Below are 20,202 nucleotides of genomic sequence, written 5' to 3'. Positions count from 1 at the left end.
CCGGTTTCCGCCGGGGGCCTCGTCGTGTCCGGACCCACCCACCCCCGGGCCGAGTTCGGCATGATGGGGGTATGACGACCGCACCCGGGCAGGTGCCCGTCGCGCAGCAGGGCCTGCGCCACCCGCTGGACCCGGATCCGGCCCGTGCCACGAAGGCGCGGGCGGTCTTCGCGCTGGGGTTGCTCGGCATGCTGACCGGGCTCTTCATCGGCGGGGTGGTGCCGGCGACGGTGGCGCTGCAACTGGCCCGGCAGGCGCGCCGTGAGGCGTACGCCTCGGGGGGTTTCCTGACCGGCGGCGCCTGGCTGCGACGGGGGGAGCGGATGGCCTGGACCGGCCTCGTGCTGGTCGCGGTCACCGTGGTGGCCGCGGTGGTGATCGGGGTGGTGCGGTTGGCCGGCGCGCCGTTCGGCCATGACTACCCGGCGAACATGGACTGAGCCGCCCGTGGCCGCGCCGGGCGCGGACGGCGGTGCCCTCGGCGGTAGCCTGGCCGGTGTCCGCCGTGCGGCGGCGGTGCCCTTTCGACAGGAGGACCTCGTGACGGAACCGGCGCGGCCCCCTGCGGACGAACCGGCCGGTCATCCGGACGCGCCGACCCCGCCCGAGCCGAGTGACTGGGCGCGACCGGACCCGAACAGCGAGCCGCACCCGCCCGCGGCCACGCCGAGCGCGCCGTCATCGCCGGCGCCGTCATCTCCCGCGCCGTCATCTCCCGCGCCGCACCCCGGCTGGGGCGCGACCACCCCGACCGGCCCCAGCCAGCCGTACCCGGTCTCCGGTGCGCCTACCCCGCCGGGTTGGGGTCCGCCGTCGTCTGGGCCTGGCGCACCTCCCGGATGGGGTCCGCCCTCGTCTGGGCCTGGCGCACCTTCCGGTTGGGGTCCGCCCTCGTCCACGCCTGGCGTGCCTGCGGGTTGGGGGCCGCCGCCACCGGGTCACGCGCCCGGTTGGGGTGGCATGACCGGGCATCCGGTGCCGCCGCCCACCGATGACCAACGCCGACCGCCGAAGCGGGTGGAGATGGTGCCCGGCACGCCGTTCGGTGTCGTGCACCTGGACGTGGCGCCGGTCACCTCCGGGTTGGCCGTCGGGGCGCTGGTGGCCGGGGTGGCCTCGGTCCTGGTCTCGCTGCTGGTGATCTGCTTCGGGGTGAGCTTCAAGGACGACGGCGGGGCCTGGGCCTCCGGAGCGTTCACCGTGCTCGGGGTGCTGGCCGGCGTGGCGGCGATCGTCACCGGTCTGCTCGGCCAGCGGCAGATCCGTCGGCCGGTGGCGCCTCCCGCGGTCCGGTTCACCGGCCGTGGGCTTGCCGTGGCCGGAATCAGCTGTGGCGTGGCGGGAGGAGTGCTCAGCCTCCTGGGCCTGGGCCTGGCACTGCTTCTCACCCTGGCCTGAGGCCCGTCACCGTCCGGTCCGCGATGCGGAGGCCCCCGCGGTGACTGCCCGGTGCCGGCCTGGGGCCGACGGGTGGCCGCGCGGGGAAGCCGGTACACTTGTGTCTGCAGGTGCCCATCGCGGGCGACGGGGCAGGACGAGATCCGGCCGGCGGATGTGAGACAGTCGCCGGGCCATTCCGTTTTGACCTGGGCGGTTGTGGTAGGTACTCTTTCCCCTTGTGCCCGGGCATGCCCGGGCAACTCGTGCGTGCGCTGTCCCCGGAGTTCGGGCGGCGGCACGACAAGCCAAAGATCCGGGGCGGGGCGACCCGCGCACCGGTGAACAAACCCGGTACGCACGCGAAAGCGTCGCAACGGGGCCGTGACGAGGGCGACACGCCCGACCGCGGGTGCCGGGGTCTCCGCAAGGTGACCCTGGTCGGAATGTAGGAGAGCCGGTCATCAGGCCGGCTAACGAGCGACGGCGCGGCCGCGAATGCGGCCGAAGGGAGCGGAGAAACCCGGTGCCCACGATCCAGCAGCTGGTCCGAAAGGGCCGCCAGGCGAAGACGACCAAGACCAAGACCCCGGCGCTGAAGGGTTCCCCTCAGCGGCGCGGCGTGTGCACCCGCGTGTACACCACCACTCCCAAGAAGCCGAACTCGGCGCTGCGCAAGGTCGCTCGCGTGAAGCTCAGCAGCCAGATCGAGGTGACCGCCTACATCCCGGGCGTCGGTCACAACCTCCAGGAGCACTCGATCGTGCTCGTGCGCGGTGGCCGGGTGAAGGACCTCCCCGGCGTGCGTTACAAGATCGTTCGCGGCTCGCTGGACACCCAGGGTGTCCGCAACCGCAAGCAGGCGCGCAGCCGTTACGGCGCGAAGAAGGAGAAGAGCTGACATGCCGCGTAAGGGACCCGCTCCGCGGCGGCCACTGGTCGCTGACCCGGTGTACAACTCGCCGCTGGTCACCCAGCTGGTGAACAAGATCCTGCTCCGCGGCAAGCGTCAGCTCGCCGAGTCGATCGTGTACGCGGCCCTCGAGGGCTGCCGCGAGAAGTCCGGCACCGACCCGGTCGTCACCCTCAAGCGGGCGATGGACAACGTCAAGCCGACCCTCGAGGTACGCAGCCGTCGTGTTGGTGGCGCCACCTACCAGGTGCCGGTCGAGGTCCGCCCGACCCGGGCGACCACGCTGGGCCTGCGCTGGCTGGTCACCTACTCCCGCGCTCGTCGCGAGAAGACCATGGTCGAGCGGCTGATGAACGAGCTGCTGGACGCGAGCAACGGCCTCGGTGCCGCCGTCAAGCGGCGCGAGGACACGCACAAGATGGCCGAGTCGAACAAGGCCTTCGCGCACTACCGCTGGTAACACCCTGGTTCCGGCGCCCTCGCGGCGCCGGAACCGCCACCAGTTGAGTCGAGACGACGATAAGTAGGGATTGAAGTGGCCGCCGCAGACGCGCTCGCCAACGTACGCAACATCGGCATCATGGCGCACATCGATGCCGGTAAGACCACGACCACCGAGCGGATCCTGTTCTACACCGGCATCACGTACAAGATCGGTGAGGTCCACGAGGGCGCTGCCGTCATGGACTGGATGGAGCAGGAGCAGGAGCGTGGCATCACCATCACCTCCGCTGCTACCAAGTGTGAGTGGAAGGGCCACACGATCCAGATCATCGACACGCCGGGCCACGTCGACTTCACGGTCGAGGTCGAGCGGTCGCTGCGGGTTCTGGATGGTGCGGTCGCGGTCTACGACGGTGTCGCCGGCGTGGAGCCGCAGACGGAGAACGTCTGGCGGCAGGCCGACAAGTACAACGTCCCGCGTATGTGCTTCGTCAACAAGCTCGACCGGACCGGCGCCGACTTCTTCCGCTGCGTGCAGATGATGATCGACCGGCTGAACGCCACCCCGCTGGTGCTCCAGATCCCGATCGGGCTCGAGGGCGACCACATCGGTGTCGTCGACCTGATCGGCATGCGCGCTCTCACCTGGCGTGGGGAGACCCAGAAGGGTGACGACTACGCGATCGAGGAGATCCCGGCCGAGCTGGCCGACTCCGCGGCCGAGTGGCGCGAGAAGCTGATGGAGACCCTGGCCGACGTCGACGACTCGGTGATGGAGAAGTACCTGGAAGGCGAGGAGGTCTCCCCCGAGGAGATCAAGGCCGCCATCCGGCGTGCCACCATCGCCGGCAAGGCCAACCCGGTGCTGTGCGGCTCGGCGTTCAAGAACAAGGGCGTCCAGCCCATGCTCGACGCCGTGGTCGACTTCCTGCCGTCGCCGCTGGACGTTCCGGCCATCGAGGGCACCGCGCCGGACGGCGAGACGCCGCTGCTCCGCAAGCCTTCCAAGTCGGAGCCGTTCTCCGGTCTGGCCTTCAAGATCCAGACGGACAAGCACCTCGGCAAGCTCACCTACGTCCGGGTCTACTCCGGTCTGCTCGAATCCGGTTCCCAGGTGGTCAACTCCACCAAGGACCGCAAGGAGCGGATCGGCAAGATCTACCAGATGCACGCCAACAAGCGCGAAGAGCGTCCGACGGCGCAGGCCGGCGACATCATCGCCGTGCAGGGTCTCAAGCAGACCACCACCGGCGACACGCTCTCCGACCCGGCGAACCCGGTGATCCTGGAGTCGATGACCTTCCCGGAGCCGGTCATCTCGGTGGCGATCGAGCCGAAGACCAAGTCCGACCAGGAGAAGCTCGGCACCGCGATCCAGCGGCTGGCCGAAGAGGACCCGACCTTCCGCGTCCGCTTGGACGAGGAGACCGGTCAGACGGTCATCTCCGGCATGGGCGAGCTGCACCTGGACATCCTGGTCGACCGGATGCGGCGTGAGTTCAACGTCGAGGCCAACGTCGGCAAGCCGCAGGTGGCGTACCGCGAGACCATCCGCCGCAAGGTGGACAAGGTCGAGTACACCCACAAGAAGCAGACCGGTGGTTCCGGCCAGTACGCCCGCGTCATCGTGAGCGTCGAGCCGCTGCCGCTGGACAACGAATCGCCGACCTACGAGTTCGCCAACGCCGTCAGCGGTGGCCGCATCCCCCGGGAGTTCATCCCGTCGGTGGACGCCGGTGCGCAGGACGCGCTTCAGTACGGCATCCTGGCGGGCTTCCCGCTGGTGGGTGTGAAGCTGACGCTGCTCGACGGCCAGTACCACGAGGTCGACTCGTCGGAAATGGCATTCAAGATCGCCGGCTCGATGGTGATGAAGGACGCGGCCCGCAAGGCCGATCCCGCGCTGCTCGAGCCGATGATGGCCGTTGAAGTCACCACTCCTGAGGAGAACATGGGTGACGTCATCGGTGACCTCAACTCCCGCCGCGGCATCATCCAGGCGATGGAGGAGCGCAGCGGCGCCCGCATCGTCCGGGCTCTGGTGCCGTTGTCGGAGATGTTCGGCTACGTCGGCGACCTGCGGTCGAAGACCCAGGGCCGGGCTAGCTACAGCATGCAGTTCGACTCCTACGCCGAGGTTCCGCAGAGCGTCGCGAAGGAGATCATCGCCAAGGCAACGGGCGAGTAACGCCCTGAGCAGGTGATTCGTGGTTGGTCGCGGGAGGTTTCACCCGCCCGCGGCCACCACGATCGGATCGCGTGAGACCGGGCCTGTAGGCTTCATCGCCGCAGAACCCACAATGGCTTCCCGGCCTTCTGGCCGGAAAGGCTGTCGACAGAGTCCTAAGCGCCGACCGGCGCGCCGGGCGTACGAACCAAGAAGTCCACAGGAGGACACCAGTGGCGAAGGCTAAGTTCGAGCGGACTAAGCCGCACGTCAACATCGGCACCATTGGTCACATCGACCACGGTAAGACGACGCTGACGGCGGCCATCACCAAGGTCCTGCACGACCAGTACCCGGACCTGAACCCCTACACGCCGTTCGACGAGATCGACAAGGCGCCGGAGGAGAAGGCCCGCGGCATCACGATCTCGATCGCGCACGTCGAGTACCAGACCGAGTCGCGGCACTACGCGCACGTCGACTGCCCTGGGCACGCCGACTACATCAAGAACATGATCACCGGTGCCGCGCAGATGGACGGCGCGATCCTGGTGGTCGCGGCGACCGACGGCCCGATGCCGCAGACCCGCGAGCACGTGCTGCTGGCCCGTCAGGTTGGTGTGCCGTACATCGTCGTGGCGCTCAACAAGAGCGACATGGTCGATGACGAGGAGCTCCTGGAGCTCGTCGAGCTCGAGGTCCGTGAGCTGCTCTCGTCGCAGGAGTACCCGGGCGACGACCTGCCGGTGGTTCGGGTTTCGGCGCTGAAGGCCCTCGAGGGTGACCCCGAGTGGACCGGCAAGCTGCTGGACCTGATGACCGCGGTCGACACCTCGATCCCGCAGCCGGAGCGCGAGGTCGACATGCCGTTCCTGATGCCGGTTGAGGACGTCTTCACGATCACCGGTCGTGGCACCGTCGTCACCGGTCGCGTGGAGCGCGGCGTTCTCCTGCCGAACGAGGATGTTGAGCTCGTCGGTATCAAGGAGAAGAGCTTCAAGACCAAGGTCACCGCGATCGAGATGTTCCGGAAGACCCTGGACGACGCCCGCGCAGGCGAGAACGTCGGCCTGCTGCTGCGTGGCACCAAGCGCGACGAGGTCGAGCGCGGCATGGTCGTCGTGAAGCCGGGCTCGAACACCCCGCACACGGAGTTCGAGGCGACGGTCTACATCCTCTCCAAGGAGGAGGGCGGCCGGCACACCCCGTTCTTCCAGAACTACCGCCCGCAGTTCTACTTCCGGACCACGGACGTCACCGGTGTCGTCACCCTTCCCGAGGGCACCGAGATGGTCATGCCGGGCGACAACACCACCATGTCGGTGAAGCTGATCCAGCCCATCGCCATGGAGGAGAACCTCAAGTTCGCGATCCGCGAGGGTGGCCGCACCGTCGGCGCCGGGTTCGTCACCAAGATCATCAAGTGAACTAGGTAACCCCGATTAGACCCGCCGCCGGTCGTGCGGCATACTAGTCAGGTTGCGTAACGACAGTTCGTCGCCTGTGTTCGGCTTTCGCTGAACCTCCGGGTGGCGAGGCAGTCGAGCGTGGGGTGGTTGGCGGCCCAGTCGCCAACCACCCTCGCACGGCGTTCAGGTCGCGGTAATGCGATCGGCGCCTTGACCCACCGCGCGGTCAGCACCGCTCCGGAACCACGGGGCGGAGCCCGATCCGAGGGCGCGACACGCCCGACCGCGGGGGTCGGCGAAGTGGGCCTGTACCAGCCGGTACAGGCGCCCGCAACACAGCGGCATCGAGAGAAGGAACAGAAGCCACCATGGCGGGACAGAAGATCCGCATCCGGCTCAAGGCCTATGACCACGAGGTCGTCGACTCCTCGGCTCGGAAGATCGTCGAGACGGTGACGCGCACCGGGGCGCAGGTCGCGGGCCCGGTGCCGCTGCCCACGGAGATCAACCGTTTCTGCGTTATCCGCTCGCCGCACAAGTACAAGGACTCGCGCGAGCACTTCGAGATGCGCACGCACAAGCGGCTGATCGACATCATCGACCCGACCCCGAAGACGGTCGACTCGCTCATGCGCCTCGACCTGCCGGCTGGCGTCGACATCGAGATCAAGCTGTAGGGACCGGACAAATGGACAGGCAAGTCAAGGGGATCCTGGGCGCCAAGCTCGGCATGACCCAGGTCTGGGACAACAACCGTGTTGTTCCCGTGACCGTGGTCGAGGCCGGCCCGTGCGTCATCAGCCAGGTTCGTAGCGCCGAGAAGGACGGTTACTCAGCGGTCCAGCTGGCGTACGGCATCATCGACCCGCGCAAGGTCAAGAAGCCGATCAGCGGCCACTACGCCAAGGCGGACGTGGCGCCGCGCCGGCACATCGTCGAGCTGCGCACCACGGACGCTGGGGAATACTCGCTCGGCCAGGAAGTCACGGTCGAGGAGTTCCCGGCCGGCGTCACCATCGACGTCACCGGCAAGACCAAGGGCAAGGGCTACGCCGGCCCGATGAAGCGGCACGGCTTCCACGGTCTGGGTGCCGGTCACGGTGTCGAGCGCAAGCACCGCTCGCCCGGCTCCATCGGCGCCTGCGCCACTCCGGGTCGTGTCTTCAAGGGCACCCGGATGGCCGGCCGGATGGGTGGCGTGCGGTACACCGTGCAGAACCTCACCGTCCAGGCGGTCGACACCGAGAACAACCTGCTGCTCGTCCGGGGTGCCATTCCTGGTCCCAAGGGCGCGCTGGTTCTGGTCCGGACCGCGGCCAAGAGCAAGGTGAAGAAGGGCGGTGCGGCCAAGTGACCACCGTTGACGTGCGCACCGTCGAAGGCACCACCAGCAGCTCGGTCGAGTTGCCGGCGGACATCTTCGACGTGCAGGCCAACGTCGCGCTGATGCACCAGGTCGTGGTGGCCCAGCTCGCGGCGGCCCGACAGGGCACGCACAAGACCAAGACCCGCGGCGAGGTCGCCGGTGGCGGCAAGAAGCCGTACAAGCAGAAGGGCACCGGTCGCGCCCGCCAGGGCTCGATCCGCGCGCCGCAGTTCGCCGGCGGTGGCGTCGTGCACGGTCCCGTGCCGCGCGACTACAGCCAGCGGACCCCGAAGAAGATGAAGGCCGCCGCTCTGCGGGGTGCCCTCTCCGACCGGGCACGCGCCGGGCAGGTGCACGTCGTCGAGGCGTTCGTCTCGGGCGAGAAGCCGTCGACCAAGGCGGCCCTGGCCACGCTGACCAAGCTCACCGAGGCCCGTCGGGTCCTGGTCGTGCTGAGCAGCACCGACGAACTGAACTGGGTGTCGCTGCGCAACGAGCCGCGGGTGCACCTGATCGAGTCCGGCCAGCTGAACACGTACGACGTGCTGGTGGCCGACGACGTGGTCTTCACCAAGGACGCCCTGGACGAGTTCCTGGGCGTGCCCGCCGAGACCACCGAGGAGGGTGGCAAGTGAGCACCATCGCCGACCCGCGCGACATCATCGTCGCGCCGGTCGTCTCGGAGAAGAGCTACAGCGAGCTGAACCGGAACTGGTACACCTTCCTGGTGCACCCGGACGCGAACAAGACCGAGATCAAGATCGCTATCCAGCAGATCTTCAACGTCCGCGTCCTGACGGTCAACACGCTCAACCGCCAGGGTAAGCGCAAGCGCACCAAGACCGGCTTCGGTCAGCGCAAGGCGACCAAGCGGGCGATCGTGAAGCTGGCTGACGGTGACCGCATCGAGGCCTTCGGCGGCCCGGTCAGCTGAGGGGTGTAGACAATGGCTATCCGTAAGTACAAGCCGACGACGCCGGGCCGACGTGGCTCCAGCGTCGCTGACTTCGCCGAGATCACCCGGTCCACGCCGGAGAAGTCGCTGCTGGCTCCGTTGCCGAAGAAGGGCGGGCGTAACGCCCACGGCCGGATCACCACGCGGCACCACGGCGGCGGTCACAAGCGTCAGTACCGTCTGATCGACTTCAAGCGGGTCGACAAGGACGGCGTGCCGGCGAAGGTCGCTCACATCGAGTACGACCCGAACCGCACGGCGCGCATTGCGCTGCTGCACTACGCCGACGGCGAGAAGCGGTACATCATCGCGCCGAAGGACATGAAGCAGGGCGACCGCGTCGAGTCCGGTCCGGGCGCCGACATCAAGCCCGGCAACAACCTGCCGCTGCGCAACATCCCGGTCGGCACCACGATCCACAACGTGGAGCTGCGTCCGGGTGGCGGGGCCAAGCTGGCTCGTTCCGCCGGCGTCGGCATCCAGCTGCTCGGCCGCGAGGGCGCGTACGCGACCCTGCGTATGCCGTCCGGCGAGATCCGGCGGGTGGACGTGCGCTGCCGCGCGAGCGTCGGCGAGATCGGCAACGCCGACCAGTCGAACATCAACTGGGGCAAGGCCGGCCGGATGCGGTGGAAGGGCAAGCGCCCGACCGTCCGTGGTGTCGCCATGAACCCGGTCGACCACCCGCACGGTGGTGGTGAGGGTAAGACCTCCGGTGGTCGCCACCCGGTCAACCCGCAGGGTAAGCCCGAGGGCCGCACCCGCCGTAAGGGCCAGCCGAGTGACCGGCTGATCGTCCGCCGCCGCTACGCCACGCGTAAGCGCGGCTGAGGGAGATAAGACATGCCTCGCAGCCTGAAGAAGGGCCCGTTCGTCGACGACCACCTGCTCAAGAAGGTGGAAGTACAGAACGACAAGGGTTCCAAGAACGTGATCAAGACCTGGTCGCGGCGCTCGACGATCATCCCCGAGATGCTGGGGCACACGATCGCCGTGCACGACGGACGTAAGCACGTCCCGGTGTTCGTGACCGAGGCGATGGTCGGGCACAAGCTCGGCGAGTTCGCGCTGACCCGCACGTTCAAGGGTCACGAGAAGGACGACCGGAAGAGCCGTCGGCGCTGACGCCGCGGGCATACGGATAGAGGGAACAAGGGGTTACAGCGATGCCAGGAAAGGGCGACGCTCCGGTGCTTCCGGGCGCGCGGGCGGTTGCGCGGCACGTGCGCATCTCGCCGATGAAGGCGCGCCGGGTGGTCAACCTCGTCCGCGGCCTGCCCGCGAAGGAGGCGCTAACGGTGCTGCAGTTCGCGCCGCAGGCTGCGAGCGAGCAGGTGTACAAGGTGCTCGCTAGCGCGATCGCCAACGCGGAGAACAACGAGCGGCTGGACCCTGACGCGCTGCTCGTCAGCGAGGCCTTCGTTGACGAGGGCCCGACGATGAAGCGGTTCCAGCCGCGGGCGCAGGGTCGGGCGTACCGAATCCGCAAGCGCACCTGCCACATCACTGTGGCGGTCGAAGCGGTCGCGCCGGCAGCGCCGAGGAAGGCCGCGGCGAAGAAGGCCGCCCCGGCCACGGAGGCCGCACCGGCCGAAGCGCAGAGCAAGACGGAGGACGCCGAGTAATGGGTCAGAAGGTTCACCCCACTGGGTTCCGGCTCGGCATCTCGACCGACTGGAAGTCCCGCTGGTTCGCGGACAAGCTCTACAAGGACTACATCGGCGAGGATGTCAAGATCCGCCGCATGATGTCCAAGGGCCTCGAGCGTGCCGGGATTTCCAAGGTCGACATCGAGCGCACCCGCGACCGGGTTCGCGTCGACATCCACACCGCCCGGCCGGGCATTGTCATCGGCCGTAAGGGTGCGGAGGCCGACCGGATCCGCGGCGAGCTGGAGAAGCTCACCGGCAAGCAGGTTCAGCTGAACATCATCGAGGTGAAGAACCCCGAGTCGGACGCCCAGCTGGTTGCGCAGGGCGTGGCCGAGCAGCTGTCCAGCCGGGTCAGCTTCCGTCGGGCGATGCGCAAGGCCATGCAGTCGGCGATGAAGAACCCGGTCTGCAAGGGCATTCGGGTTCAGGTCTCGGGTCGCCTGGGCGGCGCCGAGATGAGCCGGACCGAGTTCTACCGTGAGGGCCGGGTTCCGCTGCACACGCTGCGGGCCAACATCGAGTACGGCTTCTTCGAGGCCCGTACGACGTTCGGCCGGATCGGTGTCAAGGTCTGGATCTACAAGGGCGACGCCGTTCCGGGCCGGGAGGCTCCGGCCGAGGCCGGTCCGTCCCGCCCGCGTCGTGGTGAGCGTGGCGACCGTCCCGAGCGTCCGCGCCGTGGTCGGTCGGGTTCGTCCGGCACCACGGCTGGTGGCACCGAGGCCGGCCGGGCTGCTGCGACCACCATCGCGCAGCAGGCCGAGACGCCGAGTGGCGAGCCGGTCGACAGCGCAGCTGTCGCCGCAACGGCTACCGCTCCGGCCGCGACTCAGCCGGCAGAAACGCAGCAGGAGGGCTGACAGATGCTGATGCCGCGCAAGCCCCCGAAGGGCTTCCGCAAGCCGCACCACCCGGACCGCAGTGGCGCGTCCAAGGGTGGTAACCGGGTGGTCTTCGGCGAGTTCGGGATCCAGGCTCTCGAGCCGGCGTACGTGACGAACCGGCAGATCGAGTCGGCACGTATCGCGATGACTCGCCACATCAAGCGTGGTGGCAAGGTCTGGATCACGATCTTCCCGGACCAGGCCCTCACCAAGAAGCCTGCCGAGACCCGGATGGGTTCCGGTAAGGGTTCGCCCGAGTGGTGGGTCGCCAACGTCAAGCCGGGGCGGGTTCTCTTCGAGATGTCCTTCCCCAACGAGCAGATCGCGCGAGAGGCCATGCGTCGCGCGATCCACAAGCTCCCGATGAAGTGCCGCATTGTTACGCGCGAAGTGGGTGAATCCTGATGGCAGCGGGCGTTAAGGCGACCGAGCTGCGTGAGCTCTCCGAAGAGGAGCTGGTCACGAAGCTGCGGGAGGCCAAGGCGGAGCTGTTCAACCTCCGCGTGCAGGCCGCAACCGGGCAGCTGGACAACAACCGGCGGCTGCAGGTCATCCGTCGGGAGATTGCCCGGATCTACACGATCATGCGTGAGCGTGAGCTGGGGCTCTCGGCCGCGCCGACTGAGGTGACTGCATCATGACCGAAGAGACCGCCACCGCCGCCGCGCGGTCGCGCCGCAAGGTCCGCGAGGGCCTGGTGATCAGCGACAAGATGGACAAGACCGTCGTGGTCGAGGTCGAGGACCGGGTTCGGCACGCGCTGTACGGCAAGATCATGCGCCGTACGGCCAAGCTGAAGGTGCACGACGAGCAGAACGCCGCTGGCACCGGCGACCGGGTTCTCATCATGGAGACCCGGCCGCTGAGCGCCACCAAGCGTTGGCGGATCGTGGAGATCCTGGAAAAGGCCAAGTAGCGAAGGCTCGAGCCCGGCGTTGCGTCGGGCGTAGGTTCCGCCAGGCTCCGGCCGGCCGCTACGGCGGCCGGAGAACCGGCAGACATAGGAGATAGACGTGATTCAGCAGGAGTCGCGACTGCGCGTCGCCGACAACACGGGTGCTCGGGAGATCCTGTGCATCCGGGTTCTCGGTGGCTCGGGTCGGCGCTACGCGAGCATCGGCGACGTCATTGTGGCCACGGTCAAGGACGCGATCCCGGGTGCCGGTGTGAAGAAGGGCGATGTCGTCAAGGCAGTCGTCGTTCGCACCGCCAAGGAGAGGCGTCGGCCGGACGGCTCGTACATCCGCTTCGACGAGAACGCCGCCGTCATCATCAAGGACGGCGGGGACCCGCGTGGTACCCGCATCTTCGGCCCGGTGGGCCGGGAGCTGCGGGACAAGCGGTTCATGAAGATTATCTCCCTCGCGCCGGAGGTGTTGTGACCGTGAAGGTCAAGAAGGGCGACACGGTCGTCATCATCGCCGGCAAGGACAAGGGTGCCAAGGGCAAGGTCATCGCGGCCTACCCGCGGCAGGACAAGGTCCTGGTCGAGGGCGTGAACCGGGTCAAGAAGCACACCCGTATCAGCACCACCCAGCGTGGCGCCAAGACCGGCGGCATCGTCACTCAGGAGGCCCCGATCCACGTCTCGAACGTGCAGGTCCTGGACTCCGACGGCAAGCCGACCCGCGTCGGTTACCGGTTCGACGACAACGGCCAGAAGGTCCGCATCGCGCGTAGCACCGGTAAGGACCTGTGATGACCACGGCTACCGAAAAGACCCTGCCGCGCCTCAAGGAGCGGTACCGCAACGAGATCGTGGCCCAGCTGCGTGAGCAGCACAGTTACGGCAACCCCATGCAGGTGCCGCGGCTGGTCAAGGTCGTCGTCAACATGGGTGTCGGCGAGGCTGCTCGCGACGCCAAGCTGATCGACGGCGCGGTCCGTGACCTCGCCACGATCACCGGCCAGAAGCCGCAGGTGCGGCGGGCGACCAAGTCCATCGCGCAGTTCAAGCTCCGCGAGGGCATGCCGATCGGCGCGAAGGTCACCCTTCGTGGCGACCGGATGTGGGAGTTCCTGGACCGGCTGCTCTCCATCGCGCTGCCGCGTATCCGCGACTTCCGCGGCCTGGACGGGCGCAAGCTGGACGGGCACGGCAACTACACGTTCGGTCTGACCGAGCAGTCGGTGTTCCACGAGATCGACCAGGACCGGATCGATCGCCAGCGGGGCATGGACATCACGGTGGTCACGACCGCCACGACCGACGACGAGGGCCGGGCGCTGCTCAAGCTCCTGGGCTTCCCGTTCAAGGAGAACTGAGATGGCCAAGAAGGCGCTGATCATCAAGGCGGCCGCGAAGCCGAAGTTCTCGGTTCGCGCGTACACCCGCTGCCAGCGGTGCGGGCGTCCGAAGGCGGTCTACCGCAAGTTCGGGCTCTGCCGGGTCTGCATCCGGGAGATGGCTCACCGCGGTGAGCTGCCGGGCGTGTCCAAGGCTTCCTGGTAAGGGCGACCGCGTCCCGGCCGTCGGCCGGGAACTCCTGCACCGATTAGGTATTGCTCTTCGCCGTAGGCCCGGGGCTGATGCCCGGGGAACCCCGGCGAGAAAGGCTGACGAAATCCATGACGATGACCGACCCGATCGCAGACATGCTCACGCGTCTGCGTAACGCCAACCAGGCGTACCACGATCAGGTGAAGATGCCCTACTCCAAGATCAAGGCGAACATCGCCGAGGTCTTGAAGGCCGAGGGTTACATCGCTGCCTGGTCGGTCGAGGAGCCCGAAGAGGGCGCCGTCGGCAAGCGACTGGTCGTCGAGCTGAAGTACGGCCAGAGCCGCGAGCGGAGCCTGGCCGGCATCAAGCGCGTGTCCAAGCCCGGTCTCCGGGTGTACGCCAAGTCGGACGGGCTCCCGCGGGTGCTCGGTGGGCTGGGCGTGGCGATCATTTCGACGTCCCAGGGGCTGCTGACCGACCGGCAGGCCCGCAAGCGGAGTGTTGGCGGGGAAGTCCTCGCCTTCGTCTGGTAACGGGAGACTGGTAGAAATGTCGCGAATTGGACGTAAGTCGATCCCGGTGCCAGCCGGCGTCGACATCACGATCGACGGGCAGACCGTCAAGGTCAAGGGCCCCAAGGGCCAGCTTGAGCACACCCTCGCCGAGCCGATCACGGTCGAGCGGGCCGAGGATGGGCAGCTGAGCGTCAACCGGCCGAACGATGAGCGCAAGGCCAAGGAACTCCACGGCCTGAGCCGTACGCTGGTCGCCAACATGATCGTCGGTGTCACCGAGGGCTACCGCAAGAGCCTGGAGATCGCCGGCACCGGTTACCGGGTCACCGCCAAGGGTTCGGACCTCGAGTTCGCGCTCGGGTTCTCGCACCCGGTGGTCGTCCCCGCCCCGGCGGGCATCACCTTCACGGTGGAGCGGCCGACCCTGTTCCACGTGGCTGGCATCGACAAGCAGCAGGTCGGTGAGGTCGCCGCCAACATCCGGAAGATCCGCCCGCCGGAGCCCTACAAGGGCAAGGGCGTGAAGTACCAGGGCGAGGTCATCCGCCGCAAGGCTGGAAAGGCAGGTAAGAAGTGAGCGCCACGCTGCTCAAGCGCCGCCGCGGCGTTGCCGCCAAGCGCGCCGTCGGGCGTGCGCGTCGGCACTTCCGCGTCCGCAAGAACGTCAGTGGTACGGCCGAGCGTCCGCGCCTGGTCGTCACCCGCTCGCTGCGGCACATGGTCGCCCAGGTCGTCGACGACACCAAGGGTCACACCCTGGCGTCGGCGTCGAGCCTGGACGCCTCGCTGCGTGGTACGGAGGGCGACAAGAGCGCCCTGGCCGGCAAGGTGGGCGCGCTGCTCGCCGAGCGGGCCAAGGCCGCCGGCGTCTCCAAGGTCGTCTTCGACCGCGGTGGCAACCGGTACGCGGGGCGAGTCGCCGCGCTTGCCGACGCCGCCCGCGAAGCCGGGCTCGAGTTCTAACAACCCCGTCACGAGAGATAAGGAAGGCTGCTGATGCCAGGTCAACAGCGCCGTGGCGGCGGGTCCGGTGGCAACGAGGGTGGTCGCCGCGACAACCGCCGTGAGGGCGGCCGCGGAAACGCGCCCGTCGAGAAGACCCCGCACCTTGAGCGGGTCGTCGCGATCAACCGCGTCGCCAAGGTCGTGAAGGGTGGTCGTCGCTTCAGCTTCACCGCCCTGGTGATCGTGGGCGACGGCGACGGCACGGTCGGCGTGGGCTACGGAAAGGCCAAGGAGGTGCCCGCGGCCATCGCCAAGGGTGTCGAGGAGGCCAAGAAGCACTTCTTCAAGGTTCCGCGGATCGGCCAGTCGATCCCGCACCCGATCACGGGTGAGGACGCCGCTGGCGTCGTGCTGCTCAAGCCGGCCTCGGCCGGTACGGGTGTCATCGCCGGCGGTCCGGTGCGCGCCGTGCTGGAGTGCGCCGGGATCCACGACGTGCTCTCGAAGAGCCTCGGCTCGTCGAACCCGATCAACATCGTGCACGCCACCGTGGCGGCCCTGAAGGGGCTTGAGTCCCCCGAGCAGGTCGCGGCGCGTCGTGGTCTGCCGGTGGAGGACGTCGCGCCGGCAGCCATGCTGGCGTCGCGTGCGGGGGTGGCTCGCTGATGGCACGTCTGAAGGTCACCCAGCTCCGGTCCGGTATCGGGACCAAGCACAACCAGCGTGAGTCGCTGCGTTCGCTCGGTCTCAAGCGGATCAACGACGTGGTGGTCAAGGAGGACCGGCCCGAGATCCGCGGCATGATCTTCACTGTGAGCCACCTCGTGAAGGTCGAGGAGGTCGAGTAATGACGATCAAGGTTCACCACCTGCGCCCGGCGCCCGGTTCCAAGACCGCGAAGACCCGTGTGGGTCGCGGTGAGGGTTCCAAGGGCAAGACCGCTGGTCGCGGCACCAAGGGTTCCAAGGCCCGTAAGAACATCTCGGCGGCGTTCGAGGGTGGGCAGATGCCCATCCACATGCGCCTTCCGAAGATGAAGGGCTTCAAGAACAAGTTCAAGGTCGTCTTCCAGGTGGTCAACCTGGACCGGCTCGCTGAGCTGTTCCCGAATGGTGGTCAGGTCGGCCCGCTGGAGCTCGTCGAGTCCGGCGCGGTCCGCAAGGGTCACCCGGTCAAGGTCCTCGGCACCGGGGATCTCGGCGGTGTGGCGCTCCAGGTGTCTGCGCACGCGTTCAGTGCGTCGGCCAAGGAGAAGATCGCTGCTGCCGGTGGCTCCGTCACCGAGCTGTAAGGCGTACAACCCATGGCGCCCGTTCAGTTGTGAGCAACTGGACGGGCGCCATGGTCTGCCTGGGGCCTTAGCGCCCGGTAATATCGGAATCGATTTATGTAGTCGGGCGCATCTGCCCGGACCGGGGTGGGGCTGTTAGAGTCCCATCCCAGCCATGGATTGCGGGCGCTCGCCCGTGATCCACCCCGACCCGCCAGGGATCACCGGCGGCCCGCCTCGCGCAGGAGGAAGAAGTTGCTGTCCGCCTTTCTCAGTGCGTTCCGTACGCCTGACCTGCGCAAGAAGCTGCTGTTCACAGTAGGCATCATTGCGGTCTACCGGCTGGGCGCGACGCTCCCCAGCCCGGGCGTCTCGTACGGCAACGTGCAGAAGTGCCTCGACACCATCCAGGGTGACACCACCGGGGTGGTGAACCTGCTCAACCTCTTCTCCGGCGGAGCGCTGCTACAGCTCTCGGTCTTCGCGCTGGGCATCATGCCCTACATCACCGCGTCGATCATCCTGCAGCTGCTGACCGTCGTGATCCCGCGTCTGGAGCAGCTCCGCAAGGAGGGCCAGGCCGGTCAGGCGAAGATCACGCAGTACACGCGCTACCTGACCCTCGGCCTCGGTGTGCTCCAGGCCTCGGCCTTCGTGGCCCTGGCCCGCTCCGGGCAGCTGTTCCAGAACAAGTGCGACCAGTTCCCGATCATCCCCACCGGCACCGGCATCCCGGACTGGCTGACCCTGACCATCCTGGTGATGACGATGACCGCCGGCACCGGCATGGTCATGTGGCTCGGTGAGCTGATCACCGACCGCGGCGTCGGCAACGGCATGTCCGTCCTGATCTTCACCTCGATCGCGGCGCGGCTGCCCAGCGAGGGCTGGCAGATCAAGACCAGCAAGGGCTGGGACATGTTCGCCCTGGTCATCGCGCTGGTCCTGGTGGTCATCACCGCGGTCACCTTCATCGAGCAGGCGCAGCGCCGCATTCCGGTGCAGTACGCCAAGCGGATGATCGGCCGGCGGATGTACGGCGGCACCTCGACCTACATCCCGTTGAAGGTCAACCAGGCGGGTGTCATCCCGGTCATCTTCGGCTCGTCGCTGCTCTACCTGCCGCAGCTGGCCCTGCAGTTCTTCGATCAGACCGACCCGGGCAAGACCCAGGCGTGGATCCAGAACAACCTGGTCAACCCGAGCAGCCCGATCTACATCGCGGTCTACTTCCTGCTGATCATCTTCTTCACGTACTTCTACGTCTCGATCACGTTCAACCCGACCGAGGTCGCGGACAACATGAAGAAGTACGGCGGGTTCGTGCCGGGCATCCGCCCGGGCAAGCCGACCGCCGACTACCTGGACTTCATCCTCAGTCGGATCACCCTGCCGGGCGCGCTCTACCTGGGCGTCATCTCGATCCTGCCGAACTTCTTCTTCATCTGGCTGGACAACCAGCAGTACCAGAACTTCCCGTTCGGCGGCACCGCTGTGCTCATCATGGTCGGCGTCGGTCTGGAGACCGTGAAGCAGATCGAGAGCCAACTCATGCAGCGGAACTACGAAGGGTTCCTGCGGTAGATGAGACTCGTTCTGGTTGGCCCGCCGGGGGCGGGCAAGGGCACACAGGCCGAGTTCATCGCCGCGCACCTCTCGGTGCCGAAGATCTCGACCGGAGACATCTTCCGGTCGAACGTCACCCAGGGCACGCCGCTCGGGGTCGAGGCGAAGCGCTACATGGACGCGGGCGAGCTGGTTCCGGACGAGGTCACCATCAACATGGTCCGGGACCGGCTGGCCGAGCCCGACGCCAGCGAGGGTTTCCTTCTCGACGGTTTCCCGCGGACCACTCCGCAGGCGGCCGCTCTGGACAAGCTCCTCGCTGACCTGGGCACCGCGCTCGATCTGGTCCTGGAGCTGGTGGTCGACGACGACGAGGTGATCCGGCGGCTCTCCGGCCGGCGCACCTGCCGGGGTTGCGGCAAGATCTGGCACGTCGAGTTCGACGCCACGACCAGGCCCGGCATCTGTGACCGGTGCGGCGCCGAGCTGTTCCAGCGCGACGACGACAAGCCGGAGACGATCGCGACGCGGCTCCGCGAATACAGCGAGAAGACCGCACCCCTGGTCGACTACTACGGCGCTCAGGGCAAGCTGGTCGGGATCGACGCCACCGGCCCGGTGGAGGACGTGACCACCCGGGCCATCGACGCCCTGCGGTCGTACGGCGGCTGAGGTCCGGCCGGGCCACGGCGGATAGAGTGCGAACAGCGGGGTACGCGTTATGTGCCCCGCTGTTCGGCAACGAAAGGTAATCGCTCCATGCGTCGTCCCCAGCTGGACATCCAGCTGAAGACCCCTGACCAGATCGAGAAGATGCGGGCCGCCGGGCTGGTGGTCGCCGAGGCGCTTCGCCGGATGCGGGAGGCTGTCGCCCCCGGGGTGAGCACCGCCGATCTGGATGCCATCGCCGAGTCGACCATCCGCGAGGCAGGTGGCGTTCCGTCGTTCAAGGGCTACCACGGTTTCCCGGCGTCGATCTGTTCCTCGGTCAACGAGCAGATCGTGCATGCCATCCCGTCGCCGAAGCAGGTGCTCCAGGCCGGTGACCTGATCTCGATCGACTGCGGTGCGGTCCTGGACGGGTGGCACGGCGACTCTGCGATCACCGTCGGGGTCGGCGAGGTCGACCCGGCTCTGCTGAAGATGGCCGCGGTCGCCGAGGACGCGATGTGGGCCGGCATCGCCGCCGCCGCCCGCGGTGCGGCCAGCGGCAAGGGCCGACTCACCGACATCTCGCACGCGGTGGAGACCGCCGTCCGCAAGGGTGGCCGGTACGGCATCGTCGACGGCTACGGCGGGCACGGCATCGGCACCGAGATGCACCAGGACCCGCACGTGCTCAACCACGGTCGGCCGGGCAAGGGCCCACGCCTGGTCCCCGGCATGGCGTTGGCCATCGAGCCGATGATCACGATGGCGTCCCCGCGTACCGTCGAGTTGTCCGACGGGTGGACGGTGGTGACCCGCGACGGCTCGGTTGCGGCGCACGTCGAGCATTCGATGGCTCTGCTGCCGGACGGGGTCTGGGTGCTGACCGCGTTCGACGGCGGCCGGGCTCGCCTGGGCGACCTGGTGACCGCCCGTCAACCCGCTGCCTCCAAAACCCCCTGAACCTCCCACCCCAGGGCCTCCACCCCCGGCACCGCCCGTTGATCATGAAGTTGTGGTCACGACACGCCGGCGTCGGTGGCGATAACCTCATGATCGACCGAGTCCTGGGGTGGGGCATGACTGGCGTGACGGTGGCATGCTTGCCGGCATGGACGGGCGCGACGGGATGCGAGCCTCGGACTCGGACCGTACGGCGGTGGCCGACCGGTTACGGGTCGCCCTCAACGAGGGTCGGCTGGATCTGCACGAGTATGACGAGCGGTTGCAGCGTGCCTACGCCGCGCGCACGTACGCCGAGTTGGACGGGCTGCTGACCGACCTGCCGCCGGTTGCGCCGGTGGAGCGTTCGGCGCTGTCGCCGCTCACCCCGGCTGCCCCGCCGAGTGTCGGTGACCAGCCTGCGCCGGTGGCGCGCGGCGTCACGGCCCGCTGGCTGGCCGAGGTGTGGCTGCCGTACCTGAAGGTGATCGCCATCGTGGTGACCATCTGGGCGGTGACGTCGCTGCTCAGCCAGGACCTGCTCTACTTCTGGCCGGCCTGGGTGGCAGGGCCGTGGGGCGCGGTGCTGGCGGTCCAGACGGTCACCGGGCTGGCCGGGGGAGAGCCAAGGCGCCAAGCGGCCAAGCGACAGCGCAAACGGGCAAAGCGCAAACCCCCCATCACCAACCCAGAAAACCCCCCGCCC

At 67.9% G+C, this 20,202-nt stretch carries 31 protein-coding genes; all 31 read left to right on the top strand.

The genetic code is table 11. The features are described from left to right. The first annotated feature begins 71 nt into the window (after nt 1-71). Nucleotides 72-440: a hypothetical protein gene (locus tag KBX46_RS03575; protein ID WP_088950241.1), complete on the top strand. Its 369-nt coding sequence runs from the start codon at nt 72-74 to the stop codon at nt 438-440. Nucleotides 441-1,017: 577 nt separating this feature from the next. Continuing rightward, nucleotides 1,018-1,398 (top strand): hypothetical protein, encoded by a 381-nt coding sequence (locus KBX46_RS03570; RefSeq protein WP_088952026.1) that lies wholly within the window; start codon nt 1,018-1,020, stop codon nt 1,396-1,398. A gap of 505 nt (nt 1,399-1,903) precedes the next feature. Next, the gene (gene rpsL, locus KBX46_RS03565; protein WP_007465318.1) at nt 1,904-2,278 is read left to right on the top strand and encodes a 30S ribosomal protein S12; all 375 of its coding nucleotides are present in this window, start codon (nt 1,904-1,906) and stop codon (nt 2,276-2,278) included. A 1-nt stretch (nt 2,279) separates the two neighbouring features. Next, nucleotides 2,280-2,750, top strand: coding sequence for a 30S ribosomal protein S7 (gene rpsG / locus KBX46_RS03560; protein ID WP_007465317.1), 471 nt, complete (start codon nt 2,280-2,282; stop codon nt 2,748-2,750). A gap of 75 nt (nt 2,751-2,825) precedes the next feature. Continuing rightward, nucleotides 2,826-4,922: an elongation factor G gene (fusA, locus tag KBX46_RS03555; RefSeq protein WP_088950240.1), complete on the top strand. Its 2,097-nt coding sequence runs from the start codon at nt 2,826-2,828 to the stop codon at nt 4,920-4,922. Between the two features lie 212 nt (nt 4,923-5,134). Next, nucleotides 5,135-6,328, top strand: a complete 1,194-nt coding sequence (tuf, locus tag KBX46_RS03550; RefSeq protein WP_088950239.1) for an elongation factor Tu — start codon at nt 5,135-5,137, stop codon at nt 6,326-6,328. 350 nt (nt 6,329-6,678) lie between these two features. Next, nucleotides 6,679-6,987 carry a 30S ribosomal protein S10 gene (gene rpsJ, locus KBX46_RS03545; protein ID WP_007073037.1) on the top strand — a complete coding sequence of 103 codons (309 nt, stop codon included), beginning with the start codon at nt 6,679-6,681 and terminating at the stop codon, nt 6,985-6,987. Between the two features lie 11 nt (nt 6,988-6,998). Further along, complete coding sequence (rplC, locus tag KBX46_RS03540) at nt 6,999-7,664, top strand: 50S ribosomal protein L3 (protein ID WP_099848680.1); 666 nt, start codon at nt 6,999-7,001, stop codon at nt 7,662-7,664. After that, nucleotides 7,661-8,311: a 50S ribosomal protein L4 gene (rplD, locus tag KBX46_RS03535; protein ID WP_099848678.1), complete on the top strand. Its 651-nt coding sequence runs from the start codon at nt 7,661-7,663 to the stop codon at nt 8,309-8,311. Before rplC ends, rplD begins: the two co-directional genes overlap by 4 nt. After that, complete coding sequence (gene rplW, locus KBX46_RS03530) at nt 8,308-8,610, top strand: 50S ribosomal protein L23 (protein ID WP_007465304.1); 303 nt, start codon at nt 8,308-8,310, stop codon at nt 8,608-8,610. Before rplD ends, rplW begins: the two co-directional genes overlap by 4 nt. 12 nt (nt 8,611-8,622) lie before the next feature. Then, the gene (rplB, locus tag KBX46_RS03525; RefSeq protein ID WP_088950237.1) at nt 8,623-9,462 is read left to right on the top strand and encodes a 50S ribosomal protein L2; all 840 of its coding nucleotides are present in this window, start codon (nt 8,623-8,625) and stop codon (nt 9,460-9,462) included. 12 nt (nt 9,463-9,474) lie between these two features. Then, nucleotides 9,475-9,756: a 30S ribosomal protein S19 gene (gene rpsS / locus KBX46_RS03520; protein ID WP_007465299.1), complete on the top strand. Its 282-nt coding sequence runs from the start codon at nt 9,475-9,477 to the stop codon at nt 9,754-9,756. A gap of 41 nt (nt 9,757-9,797) precedes the next feature. Further along, complete coding sequence (gene rplV, locus KBX46_RS03515) at nt 9,798-10,256, top strand: 50S ribosomal protein L22 (RefSeq protein ID WP_007465297.1); 459 nt, start codon at nt 9,798-9,800, stop codon at nt 10,254-10,256. Then, nucleotides 10,256-11,143 carry a 30S ribosomal protein S3 gene (rpsC, locus tag KBX46_RS03510; protein ID WP_088950236.1) on the top strand — a complete coding sequence of 296 codons (888 nt, stop codon included), beginning with the start codon at nt 10,256-10,258 and terminating at the stop codon, nt 11,141-11,143. Before rplV ends, rpsC begins: the two co-directional genes overlap by 1 nt. Nucleotides 11,144-11,146: 3 nt before the next feature. Continuing rightward, nucleotides 11,147-11,572, top strand: a complete 426-nt coding sequence (gene rplP / locus KBX46_RS03505) for a 50S ribosomal protein L16 (protein ID WP_007465292.1) — start codon at nt 11,147-11,149, stop codon at nt 11,570-11,572. Beyond that, nucleotides 11,572-11,808 carry a 50S ribosomal protein L29 gene (rpmC, locus tag KBX46_RS03500; protein WP_007465283.1) on the top strand — a complete coding sequence of 79 codons (237 nt, stop codon included), beginning with the start codon at nt 11,572-11,574 and terminating at the stop codon, nt 11,806-11,808. Before rplP ends, rpmC begins: the two co-directional genes overlap by 1 nt. Further along, nucleotides 11,805-12,083 (top strand): 30S ribosomal protein S17, encoded by a 279-nt coding sequence (gene rpsQ / locus KBX46_RS03495; protein ID WP_030489590.1) that lies wholly within the window; start codon nt 11,805-11,807, stop codon nt 12,081-12,083. The genes rpmC and rpsQ overlap by 4 nt, the downstream gene beginning before the upstream one ends. A gap of 97 nt (nt 12,084-12,180) precedes the next feature. Continuing rightward, the gene (gene rplN / locus KBX46_RS03490; RefSeq protein WP_007465279.1) at nt 12,181-12,549 is read left to right on the top strand and encodes a 50S ribosomal protein L14; all 369 of its coding nucleotides are present in this window, start codon (nt 12,181-12,183) and stop codon (nt 12,547-12,549) included. After that, nucleotides 12,546-12,866, top strand: coding sequence for a 50S ribosomal protein L24 (gene rplX / locus KBX46_RS03485; RefSeq protein WP_030489591.1), 321 nt, complete (start codon nt 12,546-12,548; stop codon nt 12,864-12,866). Before rplN ends, rplX begins: the two co-directional genes overlap by 4 nt. Next, entirely contained in the window at nt 12,866-13,432 is a 567-nt protein-coding gene (gene rplE / locus KBX46_RS03480) for a 50S ribosomal protein L5 (RefSeq protein ID WP_088950235.1), read from the top strand. The genes rplX and rplE overlap by 1 nt, the downstream gene beginning before the upstream one ends. A 1-nt stretch (nt 13,433) precedes the next feature. Then, nucleotides 13,434-13,619: a type Z 30S ribosomal protein S14 gene (locus KBX46_RS03475; protein WP_007465272.1), complete on the top strand. Its 186-nt coding sequence runs from the start codon at nt 13,434-13,436 to the stop codon at nt 13,617-13,619. 116 nt (nt 13,620-13,735) lie between these two features. Continuing rightward, nucleotides 13,736-14,143, top strand: coding sequence for a 30S ribosomal protein S8 (rpsH, locus tag KBX46_RS03470; protein ID WP_088950234.1), 408 nt, complete (start codon nt 13,736-13,738; stop codon nt 14,141-14,143). Nucleotides 14,144-14,159: 16 nt separating this feature from the next. After that, nucleotides 14,160-14,702 (top strand): 50S ribosomal protein L6, encoded by a 543-nt coding sequence (gene rplF, locus KBX46_RS03465; RefSeq protein WP_088950233.1) that lies wholly within the window; start codon nt 14,160-14,162, stop codon nt 14,700-14,702. Next, complete coding sequence (rplR, locus tag KBX46_RS03460; RefSeq protein WP_088950232.1) at nt 14,699-15,088, top strand: 50S ribosomal protein L18; 390 nt, start codon at nt 14,699-14,701, stop codon at nt 15,086-15,088. Before rplF ends, rplR begins: the two co-directional genes overlap by 4 nt. A gap of 33 nt (nt 15,089-15,121) precedes the next feature. Continuing rightward, nucleotides 15,122-15,736 carry a 30S ribosomal protein S5 gene (gene rpsE, locus KBX46_RS03455; protein WP_088950231.1) on the top strand — a complete coding sequence of 205 codons (615 nt, stop codon included), beginning with the start codon at nt 15,122-15,124 and terminating at the stop codon, nt 15,734-15,736. Continuing rightward, nucleotides 15,736-15,918: a 50S ribosomal protein L30 gene (gene rpmD, locus KBX46_RS03450; protein ID WP_007465262.1), complete on the top strand. Its 183-nt coding sequence runs from the start codon at nt 15,736-15,738 to the stop codon at nt 15,916-15,918. The genes rpsE and rpmD overlap by 1 nt, the downstream gene beginning before the upstream one ends. Next, complete coding sequence (rplO, locus tag KBX46_RS03445) at nt 15,918-16,361, top strand: 50S ribosomal protein L15 (RefSeq protein WP_030329906.1); 444 nt, start codon at nt 15,918-15,920, stop codon at nt 16,359-16,361. Before rpmD ends, rplO begins: the two co-directional genes overlap by 1 nt. Nucleotides 16,362-16,595: 234 nt before the next feature. Next, nucleotides 16,596-17,924, top strand: coding sequence for a preprotein translocase subunit SecY (gene secY, locus KBX46_RS03440; protein WP_088950229.1), 1,329 nt, complete (start codon nt 16,596-16,598; stop codon nt 17,922-17,924). Then, nucleotides 17,925-18,578 carry an adenylate kinase gene (locus tag KBX46_RS03435; RefSeq protein WP_088950228.1) on the top strand — a complete coding sequence of 218 codons (654 nt, stop codon included), beginning with the start codon at nt 17,925-17,927 and terminating at the stop codon, nt 18,576-18,578. Nucleotides 18,579-18,665: 87 nt separating this feature from the next. Then, nucleotides 18,666-19,517, top strand: coding sequence for a type I methionyl aminopeptidase (gene map / locus KBX46_RS03430; protein ID WP_099848674.1), 852 nt, complete (start codon nt 18,666-18,668; stop codon nt 19,515-19,517). A 148-nt stretch (nt 19,518-19,665) separates the two neighbouring features. After that, nucleotides 19,666-20,202 (top strand): DUF1707 domain-containing protein (locus KBX46_RS03425; protein ID WP_210790857.1); only part of this gene is annotated, 537 nt, incomplete at its 3' end.

This window comes from Micromonospora sp. C81 (genome assembly GCF_018070425.1).
Lineage (GTDB): Bacteria > Actinomycetota > Actinomycetes > Mycobacteriales > Micromonosporaceae > Micromonospora > Micromonospora zamorensis.
The sequence above is the reverse complement of the archived record's forward strand: the minus strand, read 5'-3'. Positions and strand labels throughout refer to the sequence as shown.

What these genes read in the sequence shown, in the direction of transcription:
- KBX46_RS03575 (WP_088950241.1), top strand. Translation starts at nt 72, where the DNA reads ATGACGACCGCACCCGGGCAGGTGCCCGTCGCGCAGCAGGGCCTGCGC.
- rpsG (WP_007465317.1), top strand. Translation starts at nt 2,280, where the DNA reads ATGCCGCGTAAGGGACCCGCTCCGCGGCGGCCACTGGTCGCTGACCCG.
- rpsJ (WP_007073037.1), top strand. Translation starts at nt 6,679, where the DNA reads ATGGCGGGACAGAAGATCCGCATCCGGCTCAAGGCCTATGACCACGAG.
- rplC (WP_099848680.1), top strand. Translation starts at nt 6,999, where the DNA reads ATGGACAGGCAAGTCAAGGGGATCCTGGGCGCCAAGCTCGGCATGACC.
- rplB (WP_088950237.1), top strand. Translation starts at nt 8,623, where the DNA reads ATGGCTATCCGTAAGTACAAGCCGACGACGCCGGGCCGACGTGGCTCC.
- rpsS (WP_007465299.1), top strand. Translation starts at nt 9,475, where the DNA reads ATGCCTCGCAGCCTGAAGAAGGGCCCGTTCGTCGACGACCACCTGCTC.
- rplV (WP_007465297.1), top strand. Translation starts at nt 9,798, where the DNA reads ATGCCAGGAAAGGGCGACGCTCCGGTGCTTCCGGGCGCGCGGGCGGTT.
- rpsC (WP_088950236.1), top strand. Translation starts at nt 10,256, where the DNA reads ATGGGTCAGAAGGTTCACCCCACTGGGTTCCGGCTCGGCATCTCGACC.
- rplP (WP_007465292.1), top strand. Translation starts at nt 11,147, where the DNA reads ATGCTGATGCCGCGCAAGCCCCCGAAGGGCTTCCGCAAGCCGCACCAC.
- rpmC (WP_007465283.1), top strand. Translation starts at nt 11,572, where the DNA reads ATGGCAGCGGGCGTTAAGGCGACCGAGCTGCGTGAGCTCTCCGAAGAG.
- rpsQ (WP_030489590.1), top strand. Translation starts at nt 11,805, where the DNA reads ATGACCGAAGAGACCGCCACCGCCGCCGCGCGGTCGCGCCGCAAGGTC.
- rplE (WP_088950235.1), top strand. Translation starts at nt 12,866, where the DNA reads ATGACCACGGCTACCGAAAAGACCCTGCCGCGCCTCAAGGAGCGGTAC.
- KBX46_RS03475 (WP_007465272.1), top strand. Translation starts at nt 13,434, where the DNA reads ATGGCCAAGAAGGCGCTGATCATCAAGGCGGCCGCGAAGCCGAAGTTC.
- rpsH (WP_088950234.1), top strand. Translation starts at nt 13,736, where the DNA reads ATGACGATGACCGACCCGATCGCAGACATGCTCACGCGTCTGCGTAAC.
- rplF (WP_088950233.1), top strand. Translation starts at nt 14,160, where the DNA reads ATGTCGCGAATTGGACGTAAGTCGATCCCGGTGCCAGCCGGCGTCGAC.
- rpsE (WP_088950231.1), top strand. Translation starts at nt 15,122, where the DNA reads ATGCCAGGTCAACAGCGCCGTGGCGGCGGGTCCGGTGGCAACGAGGGT.
- rpmD (WP_007465262.1), top strand. Translation starts at nt 15,736, where the DNA reads ATGGCACGTCTGAAGGTCACCCAGCTCCGGTCCGGTATCGGGACCAAG.
- rplO (WP_030329906.1), top strand. Translation starts at nt 15,918, where the DNA reads ATGACGATCAAGGTTCACCACCTGCGCCCGGCGCCCGGTTCCAAGACC.
- KBX46_RS03435 (WP_088950228.1), top strand. Translation starts at nt 17,925, where the DNA reads ATGAGACTCGTTCTGGTTGGCCCGCCGGGGGCGGGCAAGGGCACACAG.
- map (WP_099848674.1), top strand. Translation starts at nt 18,666, where the DNA reads ATGCGTCGTCCCCAGCTGGACATCCAGCTGAAGACCCCTGACCAGATC.